The sequence below is a fragment of the Pectobacterium cacticida genome, assembly GCF_036885195.1.
Classification (GTDB): domain Bacteria; phylum Pseudomonadota; class Gammaproteobacteria; order Enterobacterales; family Enterobacteriaceae; genus Pectobacterium; species Pectobacterium cacticida.
Map to the genome: position 1 here is coordinate 2,012,042 of NZ_CP133656.1, position 18,624 is coordinate 2,030,665.

The 18,624-nt window shown below is 49.3% G+C and carries 19 protein-coding genes; 10 read left to right on the plus strand and 9 right to left on the minus strand.

Annotated features, from left to right (window positions below; all coding sequences use genetic code 11):
- Nucleotides 1-64: 64 nt before the first annotated feature.
- On the minus strand, nt 65-652 hold the full coding sequence (pth, locus tag RFN81_RS09280; protein ID WP_264498798.1) for an aminoacyl-tRNA hydrolase: 588 nt from the start codon (nt 650-652) through the stop codon (nt 65-67).
- Between the two features lie 323 nt (nt 653-975).
- Here pth and ychH point away from each other — a divergent pair, with 323 nt between their 5' ends.
- Nucleotides 976-1,245, plus strand: coding sequence for a stress-induced protein YchH (gene ychH / locus RFN81_RS09285; protein ID WP_264498799.1), 270 nt, complete (start codon nt 976-978; stop codon nt 1,243-1,245).
- A 128-nt stretch (nt 1,246-1,373) separates the two neighbouring features.
- On the opposite strand, the gene prs is transcribed toward ychH, so the two are convergent.
- The 3 genes from prs to lolB all read right to left on the minus strand — a co-directional run bounded on the left by prs (nt 1,374) and on the right by lolB (nt 3,958).
- Nucleotides 1,374-2,321: a ribose-phosphate diphosphokinase gene (prs, locus tag RFN81_RS09290; RefSeq protein WP_264498800.1), complete on the minus strand. Its 948-nt coding sequence runs from the start codon at nt 2,319-2,321 to the stop codon at nt 1,374-1,376.
- Nucleotides 2,322-2,458: 137 nt separating this feature from the next.
- Nucleotides 2,459-3,331, minus strand: coding sequence for a 4-(cytidine 5'-diphospho)-2-C-methyl-D-erythritol kinase (gene ispE / locus RFN81_RS09295; RefSeq protein ID WP_264498801.1), 873 nt, complete (start codon nt 3,329-3,331; stop codon nt 2,459-2,461).
- Nucleotides 3,332-3,334: 3 nt separating this feature from the next.
- Nucleotides 3,335-3,958 (minus strand): lipoprotein insertase outer membrane protein LolB, encoded by a 624-nt coding sequence (gene lolB / locus RFN81_RS09300; protein ID WP_264498802.1) that lies wholly within the window; start codon nt 3,956-3,958, stop codon nt 3,335-3,337.
- Nucleotides 3,959-4,190: 232 nt separating this feature from the next.
- Here lolB and hemA point away from each other — a divergent pair, with 232 nt between their 5' ends.
- From hemA to kdsA, 6 genes are read left to right on the plus strand one after another with little or no spacing between them, the layout of a single operon-like run.
- Nucleotides 4,191-5,447 (plus strand): glutamyl-tRNA reductase, encoded by a 1,257-nt coding sequence (hemA, locus tag RFN81_RS09305; protein WP_264498803.1) that lies wholly within the window; start codon nt 4,191-4,193, stop codon nt 5,445-5,447.
- Nucleotides 5,448-5,480: 33 nt separating this feature from the next.
- Nucleotides 5,481-6,563 (plus strand): peptide chain release factor 1, encoded by a 1,083-nt coding sequence (prfA, locus tag RFN81_RS09310; RefSeq protein ID WP_264498804.1) that lies wholly within the window; start codon nt 5,481-5,483, stop codon nt 6,561-6,563.
- Nucleotides 6,563-7,408: a peptide chain release factor N(5)-glutamine methyltransferase gene (prmC, locus tag RFN81_RS09315; RefSeq protein WP_264498805.1), complete on the plus strand. Its 846-nt coding sequence runs from the start codon at nt 6,563-6,565 to the stop codon at nt 7,406-7,408. The genes prfA and prmC overlap by 1 nt, the downstream gene beginning before the upstream one ends.
- Before the next feature lie 15 nt (nt 7,409-7,423).
- Complete coding sequence (locus RFN81_RS09320; protein ID WP_264498927.1) at nt 7,424-7,819, plus strand: SirB2 family protein; 396 nt, start codon at nt 7,424-7,426, stop codon at nt 7,817-7,819.
- 2 nt (nt 7,820-7,821) lie between these two features.
- Nucleotides 7,822-8,631 (plus strand): invasion regulator SirB1, encoded by an 810-nt coding sequence (gene sirB1 / locus RFN81_RS09325; RefSeq protein WP_264498806.1) that lies wholly within the window; start codon nt 7,822-7,824, stop codon nt 8,629-8,631.
- Nucleotides 8,632-8,687: 56 nt separating this feature from the next.
- Nucleotides 8,688-9,542, plus strand: coding sequence for a 3-deoxy-8-phosphooctulonate synthase (gene kdsA / locus RFN81_RS09330; protein ID WP_264498807.1), 855 nt, complete (start codon nt 8,688-8,690; stop codon nt 9,540-9,542).
- A 73-nt stretch (nt 9,543-9,615) separates the two neighbouring features.
- Here the strand turns inward: kdsA and ydgH are convergent, their stop codons facing one another.
- On the minus strand, nt 9,616-10,569 hold the full coding sequence (ydgH, locus tag RFN81_RS09335; protein WP_264498808.1) for a DUF1471 family protein YdgH: 954 nt from the start codon (nt 10,567-10,569) through the stop codon (nt 9,616-9,618).
- Between the two features lie 571 nt (nt 10,570-11,140).
- On the opposite strand from ydgH, the gene pntA reads away from it, so the two are divergent.
- Both pntA and pntB read left to right on the plus strand, forming a co-directional pair.
- Nucleotides 11,141-12,670 (plus strand): Re/Si-specific NAD(P)(+) transhydrogenase subunit alpha, encoded by a 1,530-nt coding sequence (gene pntA / locus RFN81_RS09340; protein ID WP_264498809.1) that lies wholly within the window; start codon nt 11,141-11,143, stop codon nt 12,668-12,670.
- A 10-nt stretch (nt 12,671-12,680) separates the two neighbouring features.
- Nucleotides 12,681-14,069: a Re/Si-specific NAD(P)(+) transhydrogenase subunit beta gene (gene pntB, locus RFN81_RS09345; RefSeq protein ID WP_264498810.1), complete on the plus strand. Its 1,389-nt coding sequence runs from the start codon at nt 12,681-12,683 to the stop codon at nt 14,067-14,069.
- 137 nt (nt 14,070-14,206) lie between these two features.
- Here pntB and uspE read toward each other — a convergent pair whose 3' ends face one another.
- The 4 genes from uspE to RFN81_RS09365 form a co-directional block, all read right to left on the minus strand.
- A complete protein-coding gene (gene uspE / locus RFN81_RS09350; RefSeq protein WP_264498811.1) occupies nt 14,207-15,157 on the minus strand; it encodes a universal stress protein UspE in 951 nt (316 codons plus the stop codon).
- A gap of 211 nt (nt 15,158-15,368) precedes the next feature.
- Complete coding sequence (gene fnr / locus RFN81_RS09355; RefSeq protein WP_264498812.1) at nt 15,369-16,115, minus strand: fumarate/nitrate reduction transcriptional regulator Fnr; 747 nt, start codon at nt 16,113-16,115, stop codon at nt 15,369-15,371.
- Nucleotides 16,116-16,384: 269 nt separating this feature from the next.
- A complete protein-coding gene (gene ogt / locus RFN81_RS09360) occupies nt 16,385-16,918 on the minus strand; it encodes a methylated-DNA--[protein]-cysteine S-methyltransferase (protein ID WP_264498813.1) in 534 nt (177 codons plus the stop codon).
- Between the two features lie 91 nt (nt 16,919-17,009).
- Complete coding sequence (locus RFN81_RS09365; protein WP_264498814.1) at nt 17,010-17,219, minus strand: hypothetical protein; 210 nt, start codon at nt 17,217-17,219, stop codon at nt 17,010-17,012.
- 84 nt (nt 17,220-17,303) lie between these two features.
- On the opposite strand from RFN81_RS09365, the gene RFN81_RS09370 reads away from it, so the two are divergent.
- Nucleotides 17,304-18,599, plus strand: coding sequence for a Gfo/Idh/MocA family oxidoreductase (locus RFN81_RS09370; RefSeq protein WP_264498815.1), 1,296 nt, complete (start codon nt 17,304-17,306; stop codon nt 18,597-18,599).
- The last annotated feature ends 25 nt before the right edge of the window (nt 18,600-18,624 follow it).

The window sequence follows — 18,624 nt, forward strand, 5'->3', positions numbered from 1 at the left end:
TATTAGGGCCGATTATACACGGAATGGCGTTTTATCTCGATCCGCCATCCGTATTCTGACCAGATTATACGGCTTTGAAAGTATGCAAGCGATTCATGGCCTTTATCATGCCTTCTTTCATTAGGATTTCGGTGCAGCGCACCGCCTCCTCAATTGCATCGTCGATCAACGTCTGCTCGCTCGTTGGCGGCTTGCCCAGCACAAAGCCAACTACTTTGCTTTTATCTCCTGGATGGCCAATGCCGATGCGCAACCGATGGAAATTAGGGTTATTACCCAATTTACTGATAATGTCTTTAAGCCCGTTGTGTCCGCCGTGTCCGCCACCCTGTTTCAATTTGACGACCCCGGGTAATAAATCTAGCTCATCGTGCGCGACCAGAATTTCATCAGGCTGGATACGGTAGAAGGTAGCCATTGCCGCGACGGCTTTCCCACTCAGGTTCATAAACGTCGTGGGGATCAATAGGCGTACATCCTGCCCAGCCAGATTCAAACGGGAGGTATAACCAAAAAACTTGCTCTCTTCTTTTAACATTTGGCGGCACGACACCGCTAAACGCTCAACAAACCAGGCGCCCGCATTATGGCGGGTGGCGGCATATTCAGCTCCGGGGTTTGCCAGGCCGACAATTAATTTAATGCTGCTCACGGTATATTCCAGATGACGTGTATAGACGTAATGTAGGTCGCGTGATAAACGAAGCCGCTAGTTTACACACCGTATGACGGATAGCAAAATTCCGCCGCTAAAATGTAAACATATCGCTATCTGCCTGGCGATATGATGGTTAATCGTTTTTGCCTTTTTAAGGCAAACCTAAAAAAAGATTAATCATTCCCATTATCTGTGATCCCCCCCGCAACCCTCTAATGGAATAATTGTCTATAATCGCAGCAACAATTAGAAATAAATAAACGAGATGAAATGATTAGCGAACGGGTTCATCCACAGAATGACTCTGGAGGTGGCAGATGAAACGCAAAAACATGACAGTTTTAGGTAATGTCCTGATGGGCCTCGGTATGATTCTGATGGTCGGCGGAATTGGTTTCTCCATCGCCAGCCAGTTCCCTAAGTTAAATGTCCCTGAATATATGACTTATGTCGATCTGGTCGGCATTTTTTCCGGTGCCATATTTTGGTTGGTCGGGGCGCGTATTAGCGGCCGTGAGGAAGTCGCCGATCGTTATTGGTGGGTTAAACACTTTGACAAACGCTGTCGCCGCCAGCGTCACTCATAATTTTTACTTAAATGAAGATTGAATGTTGGAGCCGGTGTAGCTGCGCTATATCGGCTTTTTTGTGACAGAAATAAGCCACTCGTCACTGAGTGGCTTATCATTGTTTGCCAATCTCTGGCTAGCAATAATTAATGCTCAAACATAGCAGAAATAGATTCTTCGTTACTGATACGACGAATCGCTTCGGCCAACATACCGGACAGTGTTAATGTGCGAACATTCGGCAATGAGCAGATTTTTTCTGACAACGGAATGGTATCGCAGACAATCACTTCATCAATGAGCGAGCTTTTAATGTTTTCGTAAGCATTACCAGAGAAAATCGGGTGTGTTGCATAAGCAAATACCCGTTTAGCCCCACGTTCTTTCAGCGCTTCAGCTGCTTTACACAGTGTGCCGCCAGTGTCGATCATATCATCTACTAATACACAGTCACGGCCGGCAACATCACCGATGATGTGCATCACCTGAGAAACGTTAGCGCGCGGGCGTCGTTTGTCGATGATCGCCATGTCGGTATCGTTCAGCAGTTTAGCGATTGCGCGGGCACGCACTACGCCACCGATATCGGGAGAGACGACGATGGGGTTTTCCAGACTCTGTTGCAACATGTCTTCCAACAGGATAGGGCTACCGAATACATTATCTACTGGCACATCGAAGAAGCCCTGAATCTGCTCAGCATGGAGGTCAACGGTCAAAACGCGGTCAACGCCAACGCTAGACAGAAAGTCGGCAACCACTTTTGCAGTGATCGGCACACGTGCGGAACGCACGCGTCGATCCTGACGAGCATAACCAAAGTAGGGGATAACTGCGGTAATGCGCCCCGCCGAAGCGCGACGCAGAGCATCAACCATGACAACTAATTCCATGAGGTTGTCATTGGTGGGTGCACAGGTGGACTGGATGATGAAAATATCACCACCGCGTACATTTTCATTGATTTGCACGCTGACTTCGCCATCGCTAAAACGACCGACAGCGGCGTCGCCAAGGCTAGTGTACAAACGGTTGGCAATACGTTGTGCTAGTTCCGGGATGGCGTTACCAGCAAAAAGCTTCATATCAGGCACGAGAAGAACCTCAGGCTTGCGTCCAGAGAAATACTGCACCTGTCAGGCAGGGAAGAACAACAGGCACAATATGCATACGGGTGTATGAATTAAGTTCACTACAGGATGGCCTCGCGGCAACCGGGGTGTAGCAAAACCTAAAGTTGCCCGGAAAGTTTACGTTGTAACGGAGAGAGGTTGACACCTCGCGCGACAAAGCCGTTTAGCCATTCCGGGGCCTGGTCAAGCACCTGTCGGGCGGCGAACTCGGTGTCAAACTCTGCAAACACACAAGCTCCCGTTCCAGTCAGGCGCGCCGGGGCGTATTCTAACAGCCATGAAAGTCGCTGTTCAACCTCAGGAAAACGTTTTCTTACGATAGCTTCACAATCATTGACGAAGGTCTGGTTTAGTAATGATGCTAAATCACGACGCGGCGAGTTACGCTTCAGTTCAGGATCGGCGAATACTAACGGTGTGGCAATATTAACACCTGGATGAGCGACCAAATACCATTTCTCCGGTGGATCCGCGGGGGTTAACTGCTCGCCAATGCCTTCGGCAAAGGCGGCGTGTCCTCGTATAAATACGGGGACATCAGCGCCCAACGTTAACCCCAACTCGGCCAGCGTATCTATGTTTAGCCCGGTTTGCCACAGATGGTTAAGTGCGACCAACACTGTCGCGGCATTCGACGAGCCACCGCCAAGCCCGCCGCCCATCGGCAGGCGTTTTTCGATGCGGATATCCGCACCAAACCGGGTAGGTCGAATTGCATGACGTTCGCTGTATTCTTGCAATAAACGGGCGGCACAAACAATCAGGTTGTGTTCGTTGTCGACGCCGTCTACGGGGGTATGCAGGATGATCCGATCGTCGCTACGCGGCTGAATCGTCAGCGTGTCGCCGTAATCCAGAAACTGGAATAGCGTTTGCAGCAGATGATAGCCATCCGCTCTCTGGCCTGTAATATAAAGGAACAGATTGAGTTTGGCTGGCGCAGGCCAGGTATCAAGAACGGTTGGTTGCATCGCTTATTTAACCACCCAGTTATTCATTTTTAGCTTAATTCGCTGTTCACCCTGAACTAACTCCAGGCTGGTTGGCAGCGGAGGCGATAGCGCCATATCGTAGCTTTGATAGGTGACATGCCAGCGCTGCTTGCCCTGATGATAGCTGATCGTGTTCAGCAGATAGCGATCGTCCAGCGTAAATTCAGTCGCATCGCCGGGTATGCCTAAGATCCATTGACGCAGATTATTTAATGGGATAGCCATGCCGGTCAGCTGCTGAATCATGTATTCGGCATCTTTTCCCACATAGCGCTTACCTTGATTGTCGGTGATCTGTACGCCGTCAGGCTGTGCCTGTAACTCTAATTCGGTACTCCCAAGCGGGTTGGTCAGTAGCAGTCGGTAACGCTGCGGCGGCGTATCTTGCCAAAAGAAATTAGCTGATACTCTTTTCCTCTCGGAGAAATAGGCAAAAGCGCCGCGCGCCTGGTACTGACTGAGCTGTTGCACCTTCTGCTGATGCTGTTGCCATTCCGGGGAGGCAGGACTTTTCCCTGTTTGGGGTGGCTGGTGAACGCTACAGGCAGCCAGTAAAAGGCTGGCTAAAGGCAGTAAACGCAGGCATCGGACGGTTCTGGTTGGCATGTCGATCGTATCCTGTAAATGAACGGTGATCGTAATAATATGCCACGCTAACCAGCTTACCGCCCGGCGTCAATCATTGTTATTCGTTAATGACGCTTTGTGTTTTTATTGTAAAAGAGATACCTCAGACGGGGTGTATCGCATGCCGTCGCTTTTCTTGCCTCCCGGCATCAAGTAGAATGCGGCTCAAACGAAATCCATACTAACACCGGTATTACTCAGAAACAGCCTAATGACCCTGCTTGCGCTTGGTATTAATCACAAAACCGCACCGGTTTCTCTGCGTGAACGCGTGGTGTTTTCGCCAGAGAAACTCGGAGAGGCCCTTGACAGCCTGCTCCAGCAACCGCTGGTGCAGGGCGGCGTAGTGCTGTCTACCTGCAATCGCACTGAGCTCTATCTTAGTGTCGAAGAGCGGGAGAATCAGCGTGAACAATTGATTCGCTGGCTGTGTAAATATCACCAGTTACATCCTGATGAGGTCAACAAGAGCCTGTATTGGCTCCAGGATAATGCTGCCGTTAGCCATCTAATGCGGGTCGCCAGCGGTCTGGATTCGCTGGTGCTCGGCGAACCGCAAATCCTGGGGCAAGTAAAAAAGGCCTTTGCCGAATCACAGCGCGGTCATTCTCTCTCCAGCGAATTGGAACGATTGTTCCAGAAATCCTTTACCGTGGCCAAGCGTGTTCGAACGGAAACGGATATCGGTGCAAGCGCGGTGTCGGTGGCGTTTGCTGCGTGTACGCTAGCGCGGCAGATTTTTGAATCGCTGGCTGAGATTACCGTGCTATTGGTGGGGGCGGGCGAAACCATCGAATTGGTTGCGCGACACCTTCGTCAGCATAACGTTAAAAAAATGGTGATAGCAAATCGAACCCGCGAGCGCGCGCAGGCGCTGGCTACGGAAGTGGGCGCAGACGTTATCACGTTAGCCGAATTGGACGCGCATCTGGTTCAGGCAGATATTGTGATAAGTTCAACGGCAAGTACCTTGCCGATAATCGGAAAAGGGATGATGGAACGGACGCTGAAGGCCAGGCGAAATCAACCAATATTAATGGTGGATATTGCGGTTCCGCGAGATATTGAACCGGAAGTAGGCAAATTGCCGAATGTTTACCTTTATAGCGTGGACGATCTACACGCGATCATTCAGCACAATCTCGCGCAACGTAAAGCGGCGGCAGTGCAGGCCGAATCTATCGTACAGCAGGAAAGCGCCGATTTTATGGCCTGGTTGCGCGCGCAGTCTGCGGTGGAAACCATTCGCGATTATCGCGCGCAGGCGGAGGAATTGCGTGCGGAAATGACAGCGAAAGCGCTAGCCGCGATTCAACAAGGTCATGACGCTGAGGCGGTGATTCAAGAATTGACACATCGTTTAACCAATCGCTTGATTCACGCACCGACCAAATCTCTTCAACAAGCCGCTCGTGACGGCGACCAAAATCGGTTACAAATTTTACGTGACAGCCTTGGGCTGGACTAGCATTCATCTCAATTACAGGATTTAACCGCCCGCATGAAGCCTTCTATTGTTGCTAAACTGGACGCGTTACAAGAACGCCATGAAGAAGTCCAGGCGTTACTCGGTGAACCGAGCGTCATTGCCGATATGGATCGCTTTCGCGCATTATCGCGAGAATATGCCCAACTCACGGATATTACCCGCTGTTTTCAGCAATGGCAGCAGGCGAAAGCGGATCAGCAAACCGCAGAAATGATGCTGGACGATCCTGAAATGCGTGACCTGGCTCAGGAAGAATTGAAAGAAAGCAAGGCAACGATTGACGCGTTGGAACAACAGCTTCAGCTACTATTGCTACCACGAGATCCCGATGATGAGCGCGGCTGTTTTCTGGAGATCCGCGCAGGTACGGGCGGGGATGAAGCGGCGATTTTTGCTGGTGATCTATTCCGTATGTACGGACGCTACGCTGAATCACGCCGCTGGCGCGTCGAGGTGATGAGCGCCAGTGAGGGCGAGCATGGTGGCTACAAAGAGGTCATCGCCAAGATTTCCGGTGACGGAGTATACGGACAGTTGAAGTTCGAATCAGGCGGTCATCGCGTGCAACGTGTTCCCGCTACGGAATCACAGGGGCGGATTCATACATCGGCTTGTACGGTCGCGGTAATGGCGGAGGTGCCGGAAGCCGAGCTACCGGAAATCAACCCGGCTGATTTACGCATTGACACCTTCCGTTCTTCTGGTGCGGGTGGACAGCACGTGAACACGACCGATTCTGCCATTCGTATTACCCATTTACCCACAGGTATTGTTGTTGAATGTCAGGACGAGCGCTCTCAACACAAAAACAAGGCCAAAGCGCTGTCGGTGTTAGGGGCGCGGATTCGCGCCGCTGAAATCCAAAAACGCCAGCAGGAAGAAGCGTCAACCCGCCGTAATTTACTTGGGAGCGGCGATCGTTCCGATCGCATTCGCACTTATAATTTTCCGCAGGGAAGGGTGACCGATCACCGTATTAACCTGACGCTTTATCGGTTGGATGAAGTGATGGAAGGTAAATTGGACGCGTTGATACAACCTGTCATACAAGAATATCAGGCAGACCAACTAGCTGCATTGTCCGAGCAGGAATAATGACGTATCAGGCGTGGTTAATCTTAGCGCAAGCACGACTCGCAGCGAGTGAAAGTCCGAAGCGTGATGCGGAAATTCTGCTGGGTTTTGTCACTGGAAAACCCCGTACATTCTTGCTGGCATTTGGTGAAACCACACTAAACAGCGCTGAGCAACGGCAGTTGGCAGCGCTCCTGGCGCGTCGCGAGCAAGGTGTGCCTATCGCCTATTTGATCGGTGAGCGTGAGTTTTGGTCGCTGCCGTTGGCCGTGTCGCCTGCAACGCTGATCCCTCGTCCCGATACTGAATGTCTGGTTGAGCAAGCACTGCGGCGTTTACCTCAAACGCCATGTCGCGTGCTGGACCTCGGCACAGGGACCGGAGCGATCGCTCTGGCATTGGCGAGTGAACGACACGATTGCCATATCATTGGCATTGACATCCAACCGGAGGCCGTCGGGCTTGCGCTAAAAAATGCCCAACGATTGGGACTGGGCAATGTCTGTTTTTTGTCCGGTAGTTGGTATTCACCGCTTGGAGCCGATCGCTTCACGCTTATTGTCAGTAACCCACCCTATATTGATGCCGCGGATGAGCACTTATCACAGGGCGATGTCCGGTTTGAGCCAGCTAGCGCGCTTATTGCCGCCGATAACGGCATAGCCGATTTACGCACGATTATTGAATCTGCGCCGCATTATTTAGATACCGGAGGTTGGTTGCTGCTGGAACACGGTTGGCAACAGGCCGAGGCGGTGCGTCAGTTATTGCAAGCGCGAGGGTTTTCTCAAATAGAAACTTGTCAAGATTATGGTGGCAACGATCGCGTGTCGTTAGGATGTTGGCAAAACCGCATCAATGATTAGGAAGAAGCTATGGACGTGATAGTATTTTACCTGGCCACAATATGTCTACATTTGGCGACTGTTAGCCTCAGTATCATCCTGTTTGTTATCCGTTTTTTCTGGCTATGTCGGCGCTCGCCGTTATTGCAACAACGCTGGGTGAAAATTCTACCGCATATTAACGACACCTTGTTATTAATCAGCGGTATTGGTTTAATCATGCTAAGCCATACGTATCCGTTTATGCCTGGACAAAGCTGGCTGACGGAAAAACTGTTTGGCGTTATTATTTATATTCTTCTCGGCGTCGTTGCCTTGGGGAAACGCCCTCGTAGCTGGCGCGTGCGCTGGCTGGCGTTTGTATCTGCATTACTATGCTATGGTGCGGTCGTGCTTTTGTCACTGACTCAGTTACCGTTGCTGATGGAATAATTATGAATGCTATTGCTGATTTTGAATTCAACCAGTCACTGCTAAGTGATGGTGTTGTGTTGGTTTCACAGGCTATTCGCCGCGACTTTCCCGCTCAGGATGTGCGGCAAAATCTGCAACAGTTGGTTGAGAGCGCCAGAGCCGCTATTCCCGCCGATCTTGAGCAAGATCTTCAACTCGAAAAGCTGATTGAACTGTTTTATCGCACATGGGGATTCGGCGGGGCAGGCGGCGTTTATCGCCTGTCTGATGCCTTATGGCTGGATCATGTCCTGGAATCCCGTCAAGGCATGCCCGTCTCGCTGGGTATCATCTTCCTGCATATCGCCAATGAACTCGGACTGCCGCTGATGCCGGTCATTTTCCCGACGCAATTGATTTTGCGAGCCGACTGGCTTGATGAAGAAATGTGGCTGATTAATCCGCTTAATGGCGATACCTTGAGTGAGCATGTGTTGGAAGTTTGGTTGAAAGGGAACATCGGACCCTCAACGCGTTTACTGGATGAAGACCTGGACGAAGCGGAAAACGTGCTGATCGTGCGTAAATTGCTTGATACGTTGAAAGTGGCGCTAATGGAAGAGAAACAGATGGAATTGGCGTTAAGGGCCAGTGAGGCGGTGTTACAATTCGATCCCGATGACCCCTATGAAATCCGCGATCGTGGTTTGATTTATGCTCAATTGGATTGCGACCATATTGCGGTATCGGACCTTAACTATTTCGTTGAACAGTGCCCGGAAGATCCGGTGAGTGAAATGATAAAAGTCCAGATTCACTCGATAGAACAAAAACACATCGTCTTGCATTAACAACGTGTTTGGCAGTGATGCACTATAAGTTTATTTCCCGATATGAAGGTAAAAGTATGACGAATAAAGTGGTAAAGATAGGGGATATCCCGGTCGCCAATAATCTGCCTTTTGTCCTGTTTGGCGGCATGAATGTTCTTGAATCACGCGATCTGGCGATGCGTATCTGTGAACATTACGTTAAGGTCACGCAGAAATTGGGCATTCCCTACGTGTTCAAGGCATCTTTCGATAAAGCGAACCGCTCTTCTATTCATTCTTATCGCGGGCCAGGCCTGGAAGAGGGAATGAAGATATTTCAGGAGCTAAAACAAGCCTTTGGCGTAAAGATCATTACGGATGTGCATGAATCTTTTCAAGCGCAGCCCGTTGCCGATGTCGTTGATGTGATTCAGCTTCCTGCATTCCTAGCGCGGCAAACTGATTTGGTAGAAGCGATGGCGAAAACCGGATCGGTCATTAACGTTAAAAAACCGCAATTCGTCAGTCCGGGACAAATGGGAAATATCGTCGACAAGTTTATTGAAGGCGGTAATGATCAAATCATCCTCTGTGACCGCGGTAGTAACTTCGGTTATGACAATTTAGTTGTCGACATGTTGGGCTTTAATGTCATGAAGCAAGTTTCCAACGGTGCGCCAGTTATTTTTGATGTTACCCACGCGCTACAGTGTCGCGACCCGTTTGGCGCCGCCTCTAGTGGTCGGCGGGGTCAGGTGACTGAACTGGCGCGCGCCGGTATGGCCGTAGGCTTAGCCGGATTATTCATTGAAGCTCACCCCGATCCGGCTAACGCAAAGTGTGACGGTCCATCGGCGCTCCCACTGGATAAATTAGAGCCGTTTTTACAGCAGATTAAAGCGATTGACGATCTGGTAAAAAGCTTCCCGCCACTGGATACCAGTAAATAATCGTGTCTCTATAACATAAAAAAACCCGCAGAGATTGCGGGTTTTTTGTGATGGCGTACCAATATGCAAAATGTTATTTATAGAGATCGGCACTGATCGTAACGTTGTTGCCCTTGCCTTCCCACTGTCTGGTGATGTGGTAGTACTTAGCGCCTTTCTCGCCAGCACGTTTGGCAACAGCTTCTGATATCTGAGTGCCATTGGCGTAATTGCCACGAAATTGGATAGAATCGAATGGCACCATTTGTGCTGCGGTGGCATTATTTAGTTCCTGAATTTGTGTGCCATCCGATAACGTTACCGTGTAACGTCCGCCTTTTGAAGACTGCGTCTCAAAGAAGTTACCCACGCTACGACTAGGGCTGTCAGAGTAAGCCACTCCAGGTATTTCGACCTTTGCGGCTTCAGCACCACCGGCAGCCAATGCGGCGCGACCCGCATCAGAATCAGCGGGTATCGCATCAGGGCGTTGAAGTTGACGCTTTGGCGCGTCGGCTTTATAGATAAATGCGGTTGCGCGTTGATTGGTGCTATTCGAGTTCACATCAATCTGGCGTACGATGTAAAACGCATCGGCATGCTTCTCTTTTGCTGCTTTTGCAATCGCGTCGATGAGATCGAGCTGGGTGCTGAATAAGCCATTCACCGTGACAGTATCGTAGGGCTCCAACGTATAGGCGACCGCTTTAGGCAATTCTTTTACGCCATGAACCATGCGATAGGTCTTATCCTGCTGCGCCTTAGGCGCGTCTTTATGGTACAGGTCAACGGTGACATTCCAGTAATCCCCTGAATTGTCATCGATCATGGATTGAACGTAAAACGATTCCGCGCCCAATTTATCAGCGCGTTTAGATGCGGCTTCAACGGCTTCATTGATTGCGCTAAAACGTCCCTTAAATGTAATTCGCTCAAAGGGCTTCAGCGCGGCGGCTTGCTGAGGCGTAAGCTCCTGCGCGGCCTCAGCAGAAAATGCCGAGAGGGAGAGAAACAATGTAGATGCAATGATAGTAACCTTCAGCTTCATAAAAGATCCTTTCGCTTTCCTGCAAACTCGAATGATTTAAAGAGGAATGTGGAATAAAGCCGATTATCGCACGGAATAAATTCTTGTGCTTTAGCATTTTCAGTCTCACTAAGAATGCTAAAGATTCGGTTAGCAACAAGAAAAGTACTGATAATAACGCTTAATGATTGTTTTTCTGTCATAAGGGATATTTATATGATTTATACAATTAACAACCTTGTAACACATCATTTTTGTGAAATAGCCCTTAAAAATAGGTCTGAAATAGTGCTACAAGGGATAGGTAAAAGCATGATTTTTGACCACGAATGGCCTATATAGGCCGTAATAACGCGTCTTTTATGTGAAATTCATTTTATTTATGGATCATCGATTACATTTTCAGTACGTTATAAATGAGTTCGCCTGCAGGCAGTAAGACGCGCTTTAAACGCGTGGGGCAAGAAGATAATAAGCCGCTCTTTCTATCGCTATATGCGGGATACTGAGCGAATAAGTCTCGGCGAAATCAAATAACAGAATAGGGTGAGAATAATAACCTTCGTTAAAAATAAGCGAAAAGGGTATCAGCATGCGTATTGGTGTACCAAAAGAACGCTTGGCCAATGAAGCCCGTGTAGCAGCGACGCCGAAAACGGTTGAACAACTGCTAAAACTCGGTTTTGTGGTCACGATAGAGCGTGAAGCGGGAAAATTGGCGAGTTTTGACGATGCGGCATATGAAGAAGCTGGCGCGTTGATCGTTGATAGCGCTGAAGTCTGGCAGGCCGATATCATTCTAAAGGTGAATGCGCCGCAGGATGATGAAATCGAATTGACACGCGCGGGTAGTACGATCGTCAGCTTTATCTGGCCAGCGCAGAATCCAACGTTGTTGGAGAAACTGGCCGCTCGTCAGGTAACGGTGATGGCGATGGATTCCGTGCCACGTATTTCGCGAGCGCAGTCATTAGATGCGCTCAGTTCAATGGCTAACATCGCCGGTTATCGTGCCATCGTCGAGGCCGCCCATGAATTTGGCCGCTTCTTTACCGGACAGATAACAGCCGCTGGTAAGGTTCCGCCTGCCAAAGTCATGGTTATCGGTGCCGGGGTCGCGGGTTTAGCCGCCATCGGTGCAGCGGGTAGCCTAGGCGCGATCGTTCGCGCTTTCGATACTCGCCCTGAGGTTAAAGAGCAGGTGAAAAGCATGGGAGCCGAGTTCCTCGAACTCGACTTTCAAGAAGAAGCCGGCAGCGGCGACGGCTATGCTAAGGTCATGTCCGACGCGTTTATCAAAGCCGAAATGGAGCTGTTTGCCGCACAGGCCAAAGACGTCGATATTATCGTCACTACCGCGTTAATTCCTGGCAAACCGGCACCGCGCCTCATCACTAAAGAGATGGTGCTGAGCATGAAGCCGGGCAGCGTCATTGTCGATTTAGCGGCGCAAACGGGGGGCAACTGTGAACTGACCGTCGCCGACCATGTGACCGTGACGGAAAATGGCGTCAAAATTATCGGTTACACCGATTTGCCAAGCCGCTTGCCAACACAATCTTCACAACTTTACGGTACTAACCTGGTTAACTTGCTGAAACTACTCTGTAAAGAGAAAAACGGCGAAATCAATATCGACTTTGACGATACGGTGATCCGTGGCGTGACCGTCGTTAAAGACGGTGAAATTACCTGGCCTGCACCGCCGATACAGGTTTCCGCGCAACCTCAGCAGGCTAAACCCGCACCTCAGGCGGTGAAGGAAGATGTCAAACCTGCATCGCCGTGGAAAAAATACGTGATTTTGGCGATCGCCATTGTGCTGTTTGGCTGGCTGGCTGACGCGGCCCCGAAAGAATTTTTGTCTCACTTTACCGTTTTTGCATTGTCTTGCGTGGTGGGGTACTACGTGGTGTGGAATGTCAGTCATGCTTTACACACGCCGTTGATGTCGGTCACTAACGCGATATCAGGCATCATTGTTGTCGGGGCATTGTTGCAGATCGGGCACGGCGGATGGGTATCGTTTTTCTCCTTCATCGCCGTATTGATCGCCAGCATCAATATTTTTGGTGGCTTCACCGTGACTCAGCGTATGCTGAAAATGTTCCGTAAAAACTAAGGGGTAACACATGTCTGGTGGATTGGTAACTGCTGCATACATTGTTGCCGCAATTCTCTTTATTTTTAGTTTGGCCGGATTGTCCAAGCACGAAACGTCGCAGCAAGGAAATATCTTTGGCATTTGCGGGATGGCGCTTGCGCTGATCGCGACAATTCTGGGGCCGGATTCTGGCAATGTCGGTTGGATTATTGTCGCGATGGCGATAGGGGGATCAATCGGCGTTTATCTGGCGCGTAAGGTAGAAATGACCGAAATGCCGGAACTGGTTGCCATTCTCCACAGTTTTGTGGGGCTGGCGGCAGTGTTGGTCGGCTTTAATAGTTTCCTCGATCATGGTGAAATTACCGACCCGGTAATGGTTAATATCCATTTGACGGAAGTCTTTTTGGGTATTTTCATCGGTGCGGTAACGTTCACCGGTTCGGTGGTCGCGTTCGGTAAACTGCGCGGTAAAATTTCGTCCAAACCACTGATGCTACCTCATCGCCATAAAATGAATCTGGCGGCGCTAGTAGTCTCCTTCCTGTTGCTGCTGGTTTTCGTTAATACAGGGAGCGTGGCGTTGCAGGTATTGGCGTTAATTCTGATGACAGCCATCGCACTCGTATTTGGCTGGCATCTGGTGGCATCGATTGGCGGCGCGGATATGCCGGTTGTTGTTTCCATGCTTAACTCCTATTCCGGTTGGGCAGCGGCAGCGGCGGGCTTCATGCTGAGCAATGACTTGCTGATCGTCACGGGGGCATTGGTTGGCTCGTCCGGTGCAATCCTGTCTTACATCATGTGTAAAGCGATGAATCGCTCCTTTATCAGTGTGATTGCCGGTGGTTTTGGTACGGACGGCGTTTCCTCAGCAGAGAGTGAGGAAATCGGAGAATATCGCGAGGCGTCAGCGGAAGAAGTGGCTGATTTACTCAAGAATTCAACCTCTGTCATCATCACGCCCGGGTATGGCATGGCGGTAGCGCAGGCACAATACCCTGTGCATGACATCACCGCAAAATTGCGGGCGCGTGGTATTAACGTTCGCTTTGGTATTCATCCGGTAGCAGGGCGGTTGCCCGGTCATATGAATGTCCTGCTGGCCGAAGCGAAAGTCCCTTATGACATCGTATTGGAAATGGATGAAATTAATGACGATTTCGCCGATACCGATACCGTGCTGGTGATTGGCGCGAATGACACCGTTAACCCGGCGGCACAAGAAGATCCGCACAGCCCGATTGCAGGCATGCCAGTTCTGGAAGTGTGGAAAGCGCAAAATGTCATCGTGTTTAAGCGTTCCATGAATACCGGTTACGCTGGCGTACAAAACCCGCTGTTCTTTAAAGAGAATACGCAAATGCTGTTTGGTGATGCGAAAGATAGCGTTGAGGCGATTTTGAAAGCGCTGTAAGCATTAGTGGGTAGTGAAAAATGACCAAGGGGCGAATATCGCCCCTTTTTAGATCCTCATTAGTGCCTATGTACACCATCGCCAAGGATAGCGTGAAAGCATCTTGGCATTACGCACGGAACTCCATAGGAGAAGCATCAGTTGTTTTCGTCGTCTTCCAGCGTAATCGGCGAAACAAAGTCATCCGGCTTGATCGCCAGAAGATCACACTTCAAATGATCAATTACGTGCTCAACGGTATTGCCAATAAAAGCTGCCGAGAGGCCGGTTCTCCCAAGCGACCCTAAAACCACCACGCCGGCCTGTAAGTGTTCTGCCAGATCGGGAATCACTTCTTCAGGCAAACCTTTTTCTACATGCGTTACCCGTTCATCCAGACCAAATTTCTGCCGTAACGCCTTCATCGCGATGAGATGTTGCCCACGAATGGCATCGTTATATACGCTGGGATCAAAATCGGGCAGTTCAATGGCGATATTGATAGGCGTCACGGGATAAGCGCCAACCAGATGCACTTCAGTATGATCGACGTGCTGCGCCAGATCGAGCGTTTCAGAGACCAGTTTGATATTCAGTGGGTCGTGATAAGGGTCTTCACTGGCTAAATTGACGGCGACCAGCGCTCGCCCCTCTGTTGGCCAGGGTTGATCTTTAACCATCCACACCGGGCAAGGGCATTTACGCAAAAGTTGCCAGTCGGTTGGCGTAAAGATAACGGCTTCCAGTCGATCGTGCTGATGCGCCATTTTCAACAGCAGGTCATGCTGCCCGGAAATGACTTCCCGAATAATGGCCTCAAAAGGCTTATTGTGCCATACCACTTTTATTTCAATTGGGACACCGGCTTCAAGATAGTATTTACACTGTTCCGCGATCCAGGCTGTCCGTTGTTCGATAACGCCCTGACGCATTTCAACTCTATCATCGGGAGAAAGCAGGGTAGTCATCTCATAAGAGAAATCGTAAATCGGCAGGAACGCCTTGATACGGCCACCAAGCCGCTGAACAAGATAAACCGCCCGACGCAGCGCTGGTTGGTCATCCTGATCTGGGTCAATAGCTACCAGTAAGTTCTGATACTTTGCCATAGTTCCTCCAAACAGCCGTTTCTTTACAGTCTGTCAATCAAGAGTACCGCAACGTAATCATTTTGGACAACTTAATCATCTTGAACAGCTTAATCATCTTGAACAACAGGGATGCACCGTCGAAACACAAAATAGAAAAATCATGGGAGTGCCAGGAGGAGATGGGGAAGGTTGACGTTGCGATACGAAAAAGGAACGCAACGTCAATGCATTACTTACGTGAGGAGCCAGCGAGTTCGGAAAGCGCCTCAATATTCTCGATCGTGATGTATTTTCCTTTAACCGCTAACGTACCACTCTTCTGGAAACGCCCCAACAAGCGGCTAATCGTTTCAACGGTCAGCCCCAGGTAGTTACCAATATCACCACGTGTCATTGTTAAACGAAATTCTCGCGGAGAAAAACCGCGTTGAGCGAAACGGCGCGAAAGATTATAGATGAACGCCGCAAGACGCTCTTCAGCGTTCTTTTTTGATAACAGCAAAATCATATCCTGATCGCCACGAATTTCACCGCTCATCAGGCGCATCATCTGCTGACGCAGGTTGGGCATTTTCCCTGAGAGATCGTCTAGCGTCTCGAAAGGAATTTCGCACACCATTGATGTTTCCAGTGCCTGAGCAAAACTCGGGTGTTGCGCGGTGCCAATCGCATCGAAACCCACTAAATCACCCGCGAGATGAAAACCTGTAATCTGCTCATCACCTTGCTCTGTGATGGTATAGCTTTTTATCGTACCCGAGCGAATAGCGTACAGCGACCTCAATTCATCGCCCGCTTTAAATAGTGCTTGCCCTTTCTGGATAGGCTTTTTCCTCTCGATGATGTTGTCGAGCTGATCGAGCTCATGTTCATTGAGAGTGAAAGGGATACATAGCTGACTGATACTGCAATCCTGACAGTGGATTGCACACCCGCCAGACTGGATGCGTCGGATAATGCGCTTTTCCGGGATCATAGGCTTTGCTCAGGCAATAATTGATATTGGTCAATTTTAACAGCTTTTATCGATTGTGATAAGACCGATAATCACGGGAACAGGCCAATAAATAGTGAACTAACCATAATAATTCGAATTTATTGAGAAAAGTTCCGCTTAAATAAAATAGGTTCTAAGATAATAATTTGGTTTACCAATGTTACTAAGTGGTAAATGTTGATAAACCAAGTCGCTTATAACGATTAACTATCCGTTAAAAAGTACGTCGTTCGAGGAATGCCAACTCATTATATCGGCAAACTTTTTTGACGCGGTAAATACCCTTCATGAGTTAATAGCCATTGCTTACGCTGAATGCCACCCGCGTAACCGGTTAGCGCACCGCCGGTCCCAATCACACGGTGGCATGGCACCACAATGCTGACTGGGTTTGAGCCGTTTGCCATGCCGACGGCGCGTGCAGCGCCAGGTCGTCCCAATTGCGCCGCGAGTTCGCCATAGGTCGTAATCTCGCCACAGGGTATGTGGCGTAATGCCTGCCACACTTGCCGCTGAAATTCGGTGCCCACAAAAGCAACCGGCAGCGTATCAATAATTGTTAATTCGCCCTCAAAATAGCGGCGCAGGCAGTCCGTCAACCCGCCAGGGTTATGGCTAGTCTGCAATGAAAAGGGATCATTGCGGTAGCGGCGCTTGAGTGAGCGAAATAACGCGTCCTCATACTCGCACCATTCAACGGCACGTAACCGATCATCCTTGTCAGCCAGAATCAACAACTCGCCAAGCGGCGTTGCCAGAGTATCCTGAAAAAAAATCTGCATAACGATTCCTTCTGCGTTATTCGCATGGTTATGAGTGACGCGCTGATTATCCAGTAGCGCCGGACAGATTGGCAACAAAATGTGAGAAACATCACATGATAAGGTAAAAAAAGAGAGTGGCATCACGATAGCCACCGCCGATTAACCCGGCATATTCTCCGGCCTGATAAGATAGTGAAGTAGACAAATACACTGTGCTACATCGTTGATGCCAAAACGCATCAGGAATCGCCCGTTCCATGTGGCTGGCAAGAGACCAATAGCACCCGAAATTGGTAATAGAATCAAACGGTAACGCCATTCAGTTTACTCATGTTTTTCGCACCCAATGTTATGCGCGAATCACTAGGCATGTACTCAACACTATTGAGAGGAAGTACACAGAATGAAAAAGAAATATGCCGTCGTGGGGACAGGAGGCCGAGCGGGCCTTTATCTGGAATCGATTGCGAGGGACTACAGTGATCAAGGGCAATTTGTGGCTTTTTGCGATACCAACCAGACGCGAATGAATTACGCCAATAAAATTATTCATAAATATGGGCACGATATTGTGCCGACCTATCATGCTGAGCAGTTTGAACAGATGATTGCGGAAACTAAGCCCGATATTGTTATCGTGACATCTATCGATCGGACGCATCATCAATATATTATCCGGGCGATGGAATTAGGCTGTGATGTTATCAGTGAAAAACCGATGACCATCGATGAAGAAAAATGTCAGGCGATTATTGATGCAATTCAACGTACTGGACGCAAATTACGTGTGACCTTTAATTATCGCTATGCGCCACATCATAGTAAAGTTCGTGAACTGCTGGCTGCCGGTTTGATTGGCGAAGTTTATTCTATACATTTCGAGTGGTTGCTAAATACCGAACATGGCGCTGATTATTTCCGTCGTTGGCATCGTGATAAACGTAACAGTGGCGGGCTGCTCGTGCATAAATCAACACATCATTTTGATCTGGTAAATTTTTGGCTGAATAGCGAACCTGAAACGGTTTATGCACAGGGTGATTTACGTTTTTACGGTAAAGCTAATGCTGAAGAACGTGGGGTTACTACGTTCTATTCACGCTCCCATAATAGCGCCGCGGCGGAAAATGATCCTTTTGCACTACATATGAATCAAAGCGAACAACTTACGGCACTGTATTTAGACGCCGAACATGAAGATGGTTATTTCCGGGATAAGAGCGTGTTCGATGACGGTATCAATATTGAGGATGTCTTGGGTGTAGTCGTACGTTATAAAAATAAGGCCATCATGACTTACTCCCTCAATGCATATTTACCCTGGGAAGGGTTGAATGTGGTGTTTAATGGCAGTAAAGGCCGGTTAGAAATGAAACTGGTAGAAAAATCTTACGTAAATGGCGGCGGAAAGAAAGAAGATGAAGGGGCGCTGAATGAATGCGAAATAAAGGTTTACCCCATGTTCAACGAACCGTATAGCGTCCCTGTCGAGTTTAAAGCGGGTGGGCACGGCGGCGGCGATCGGGTCATGTTAAACGATCTCTTTGGTACGCCTGAACCCGATCCATTACATCGCGCGGCGGACTACCGTGATGGCGCGATGTCTATTTTAACCGGTATTGCAGCCAATCGCTCGCTACGTACCGAATTGCCGGTAAAAATCAGCGATCTGGCGGTAGATCTGAAAAGGGGAAATTAATCACCATATCAGCCTGAATTATTCG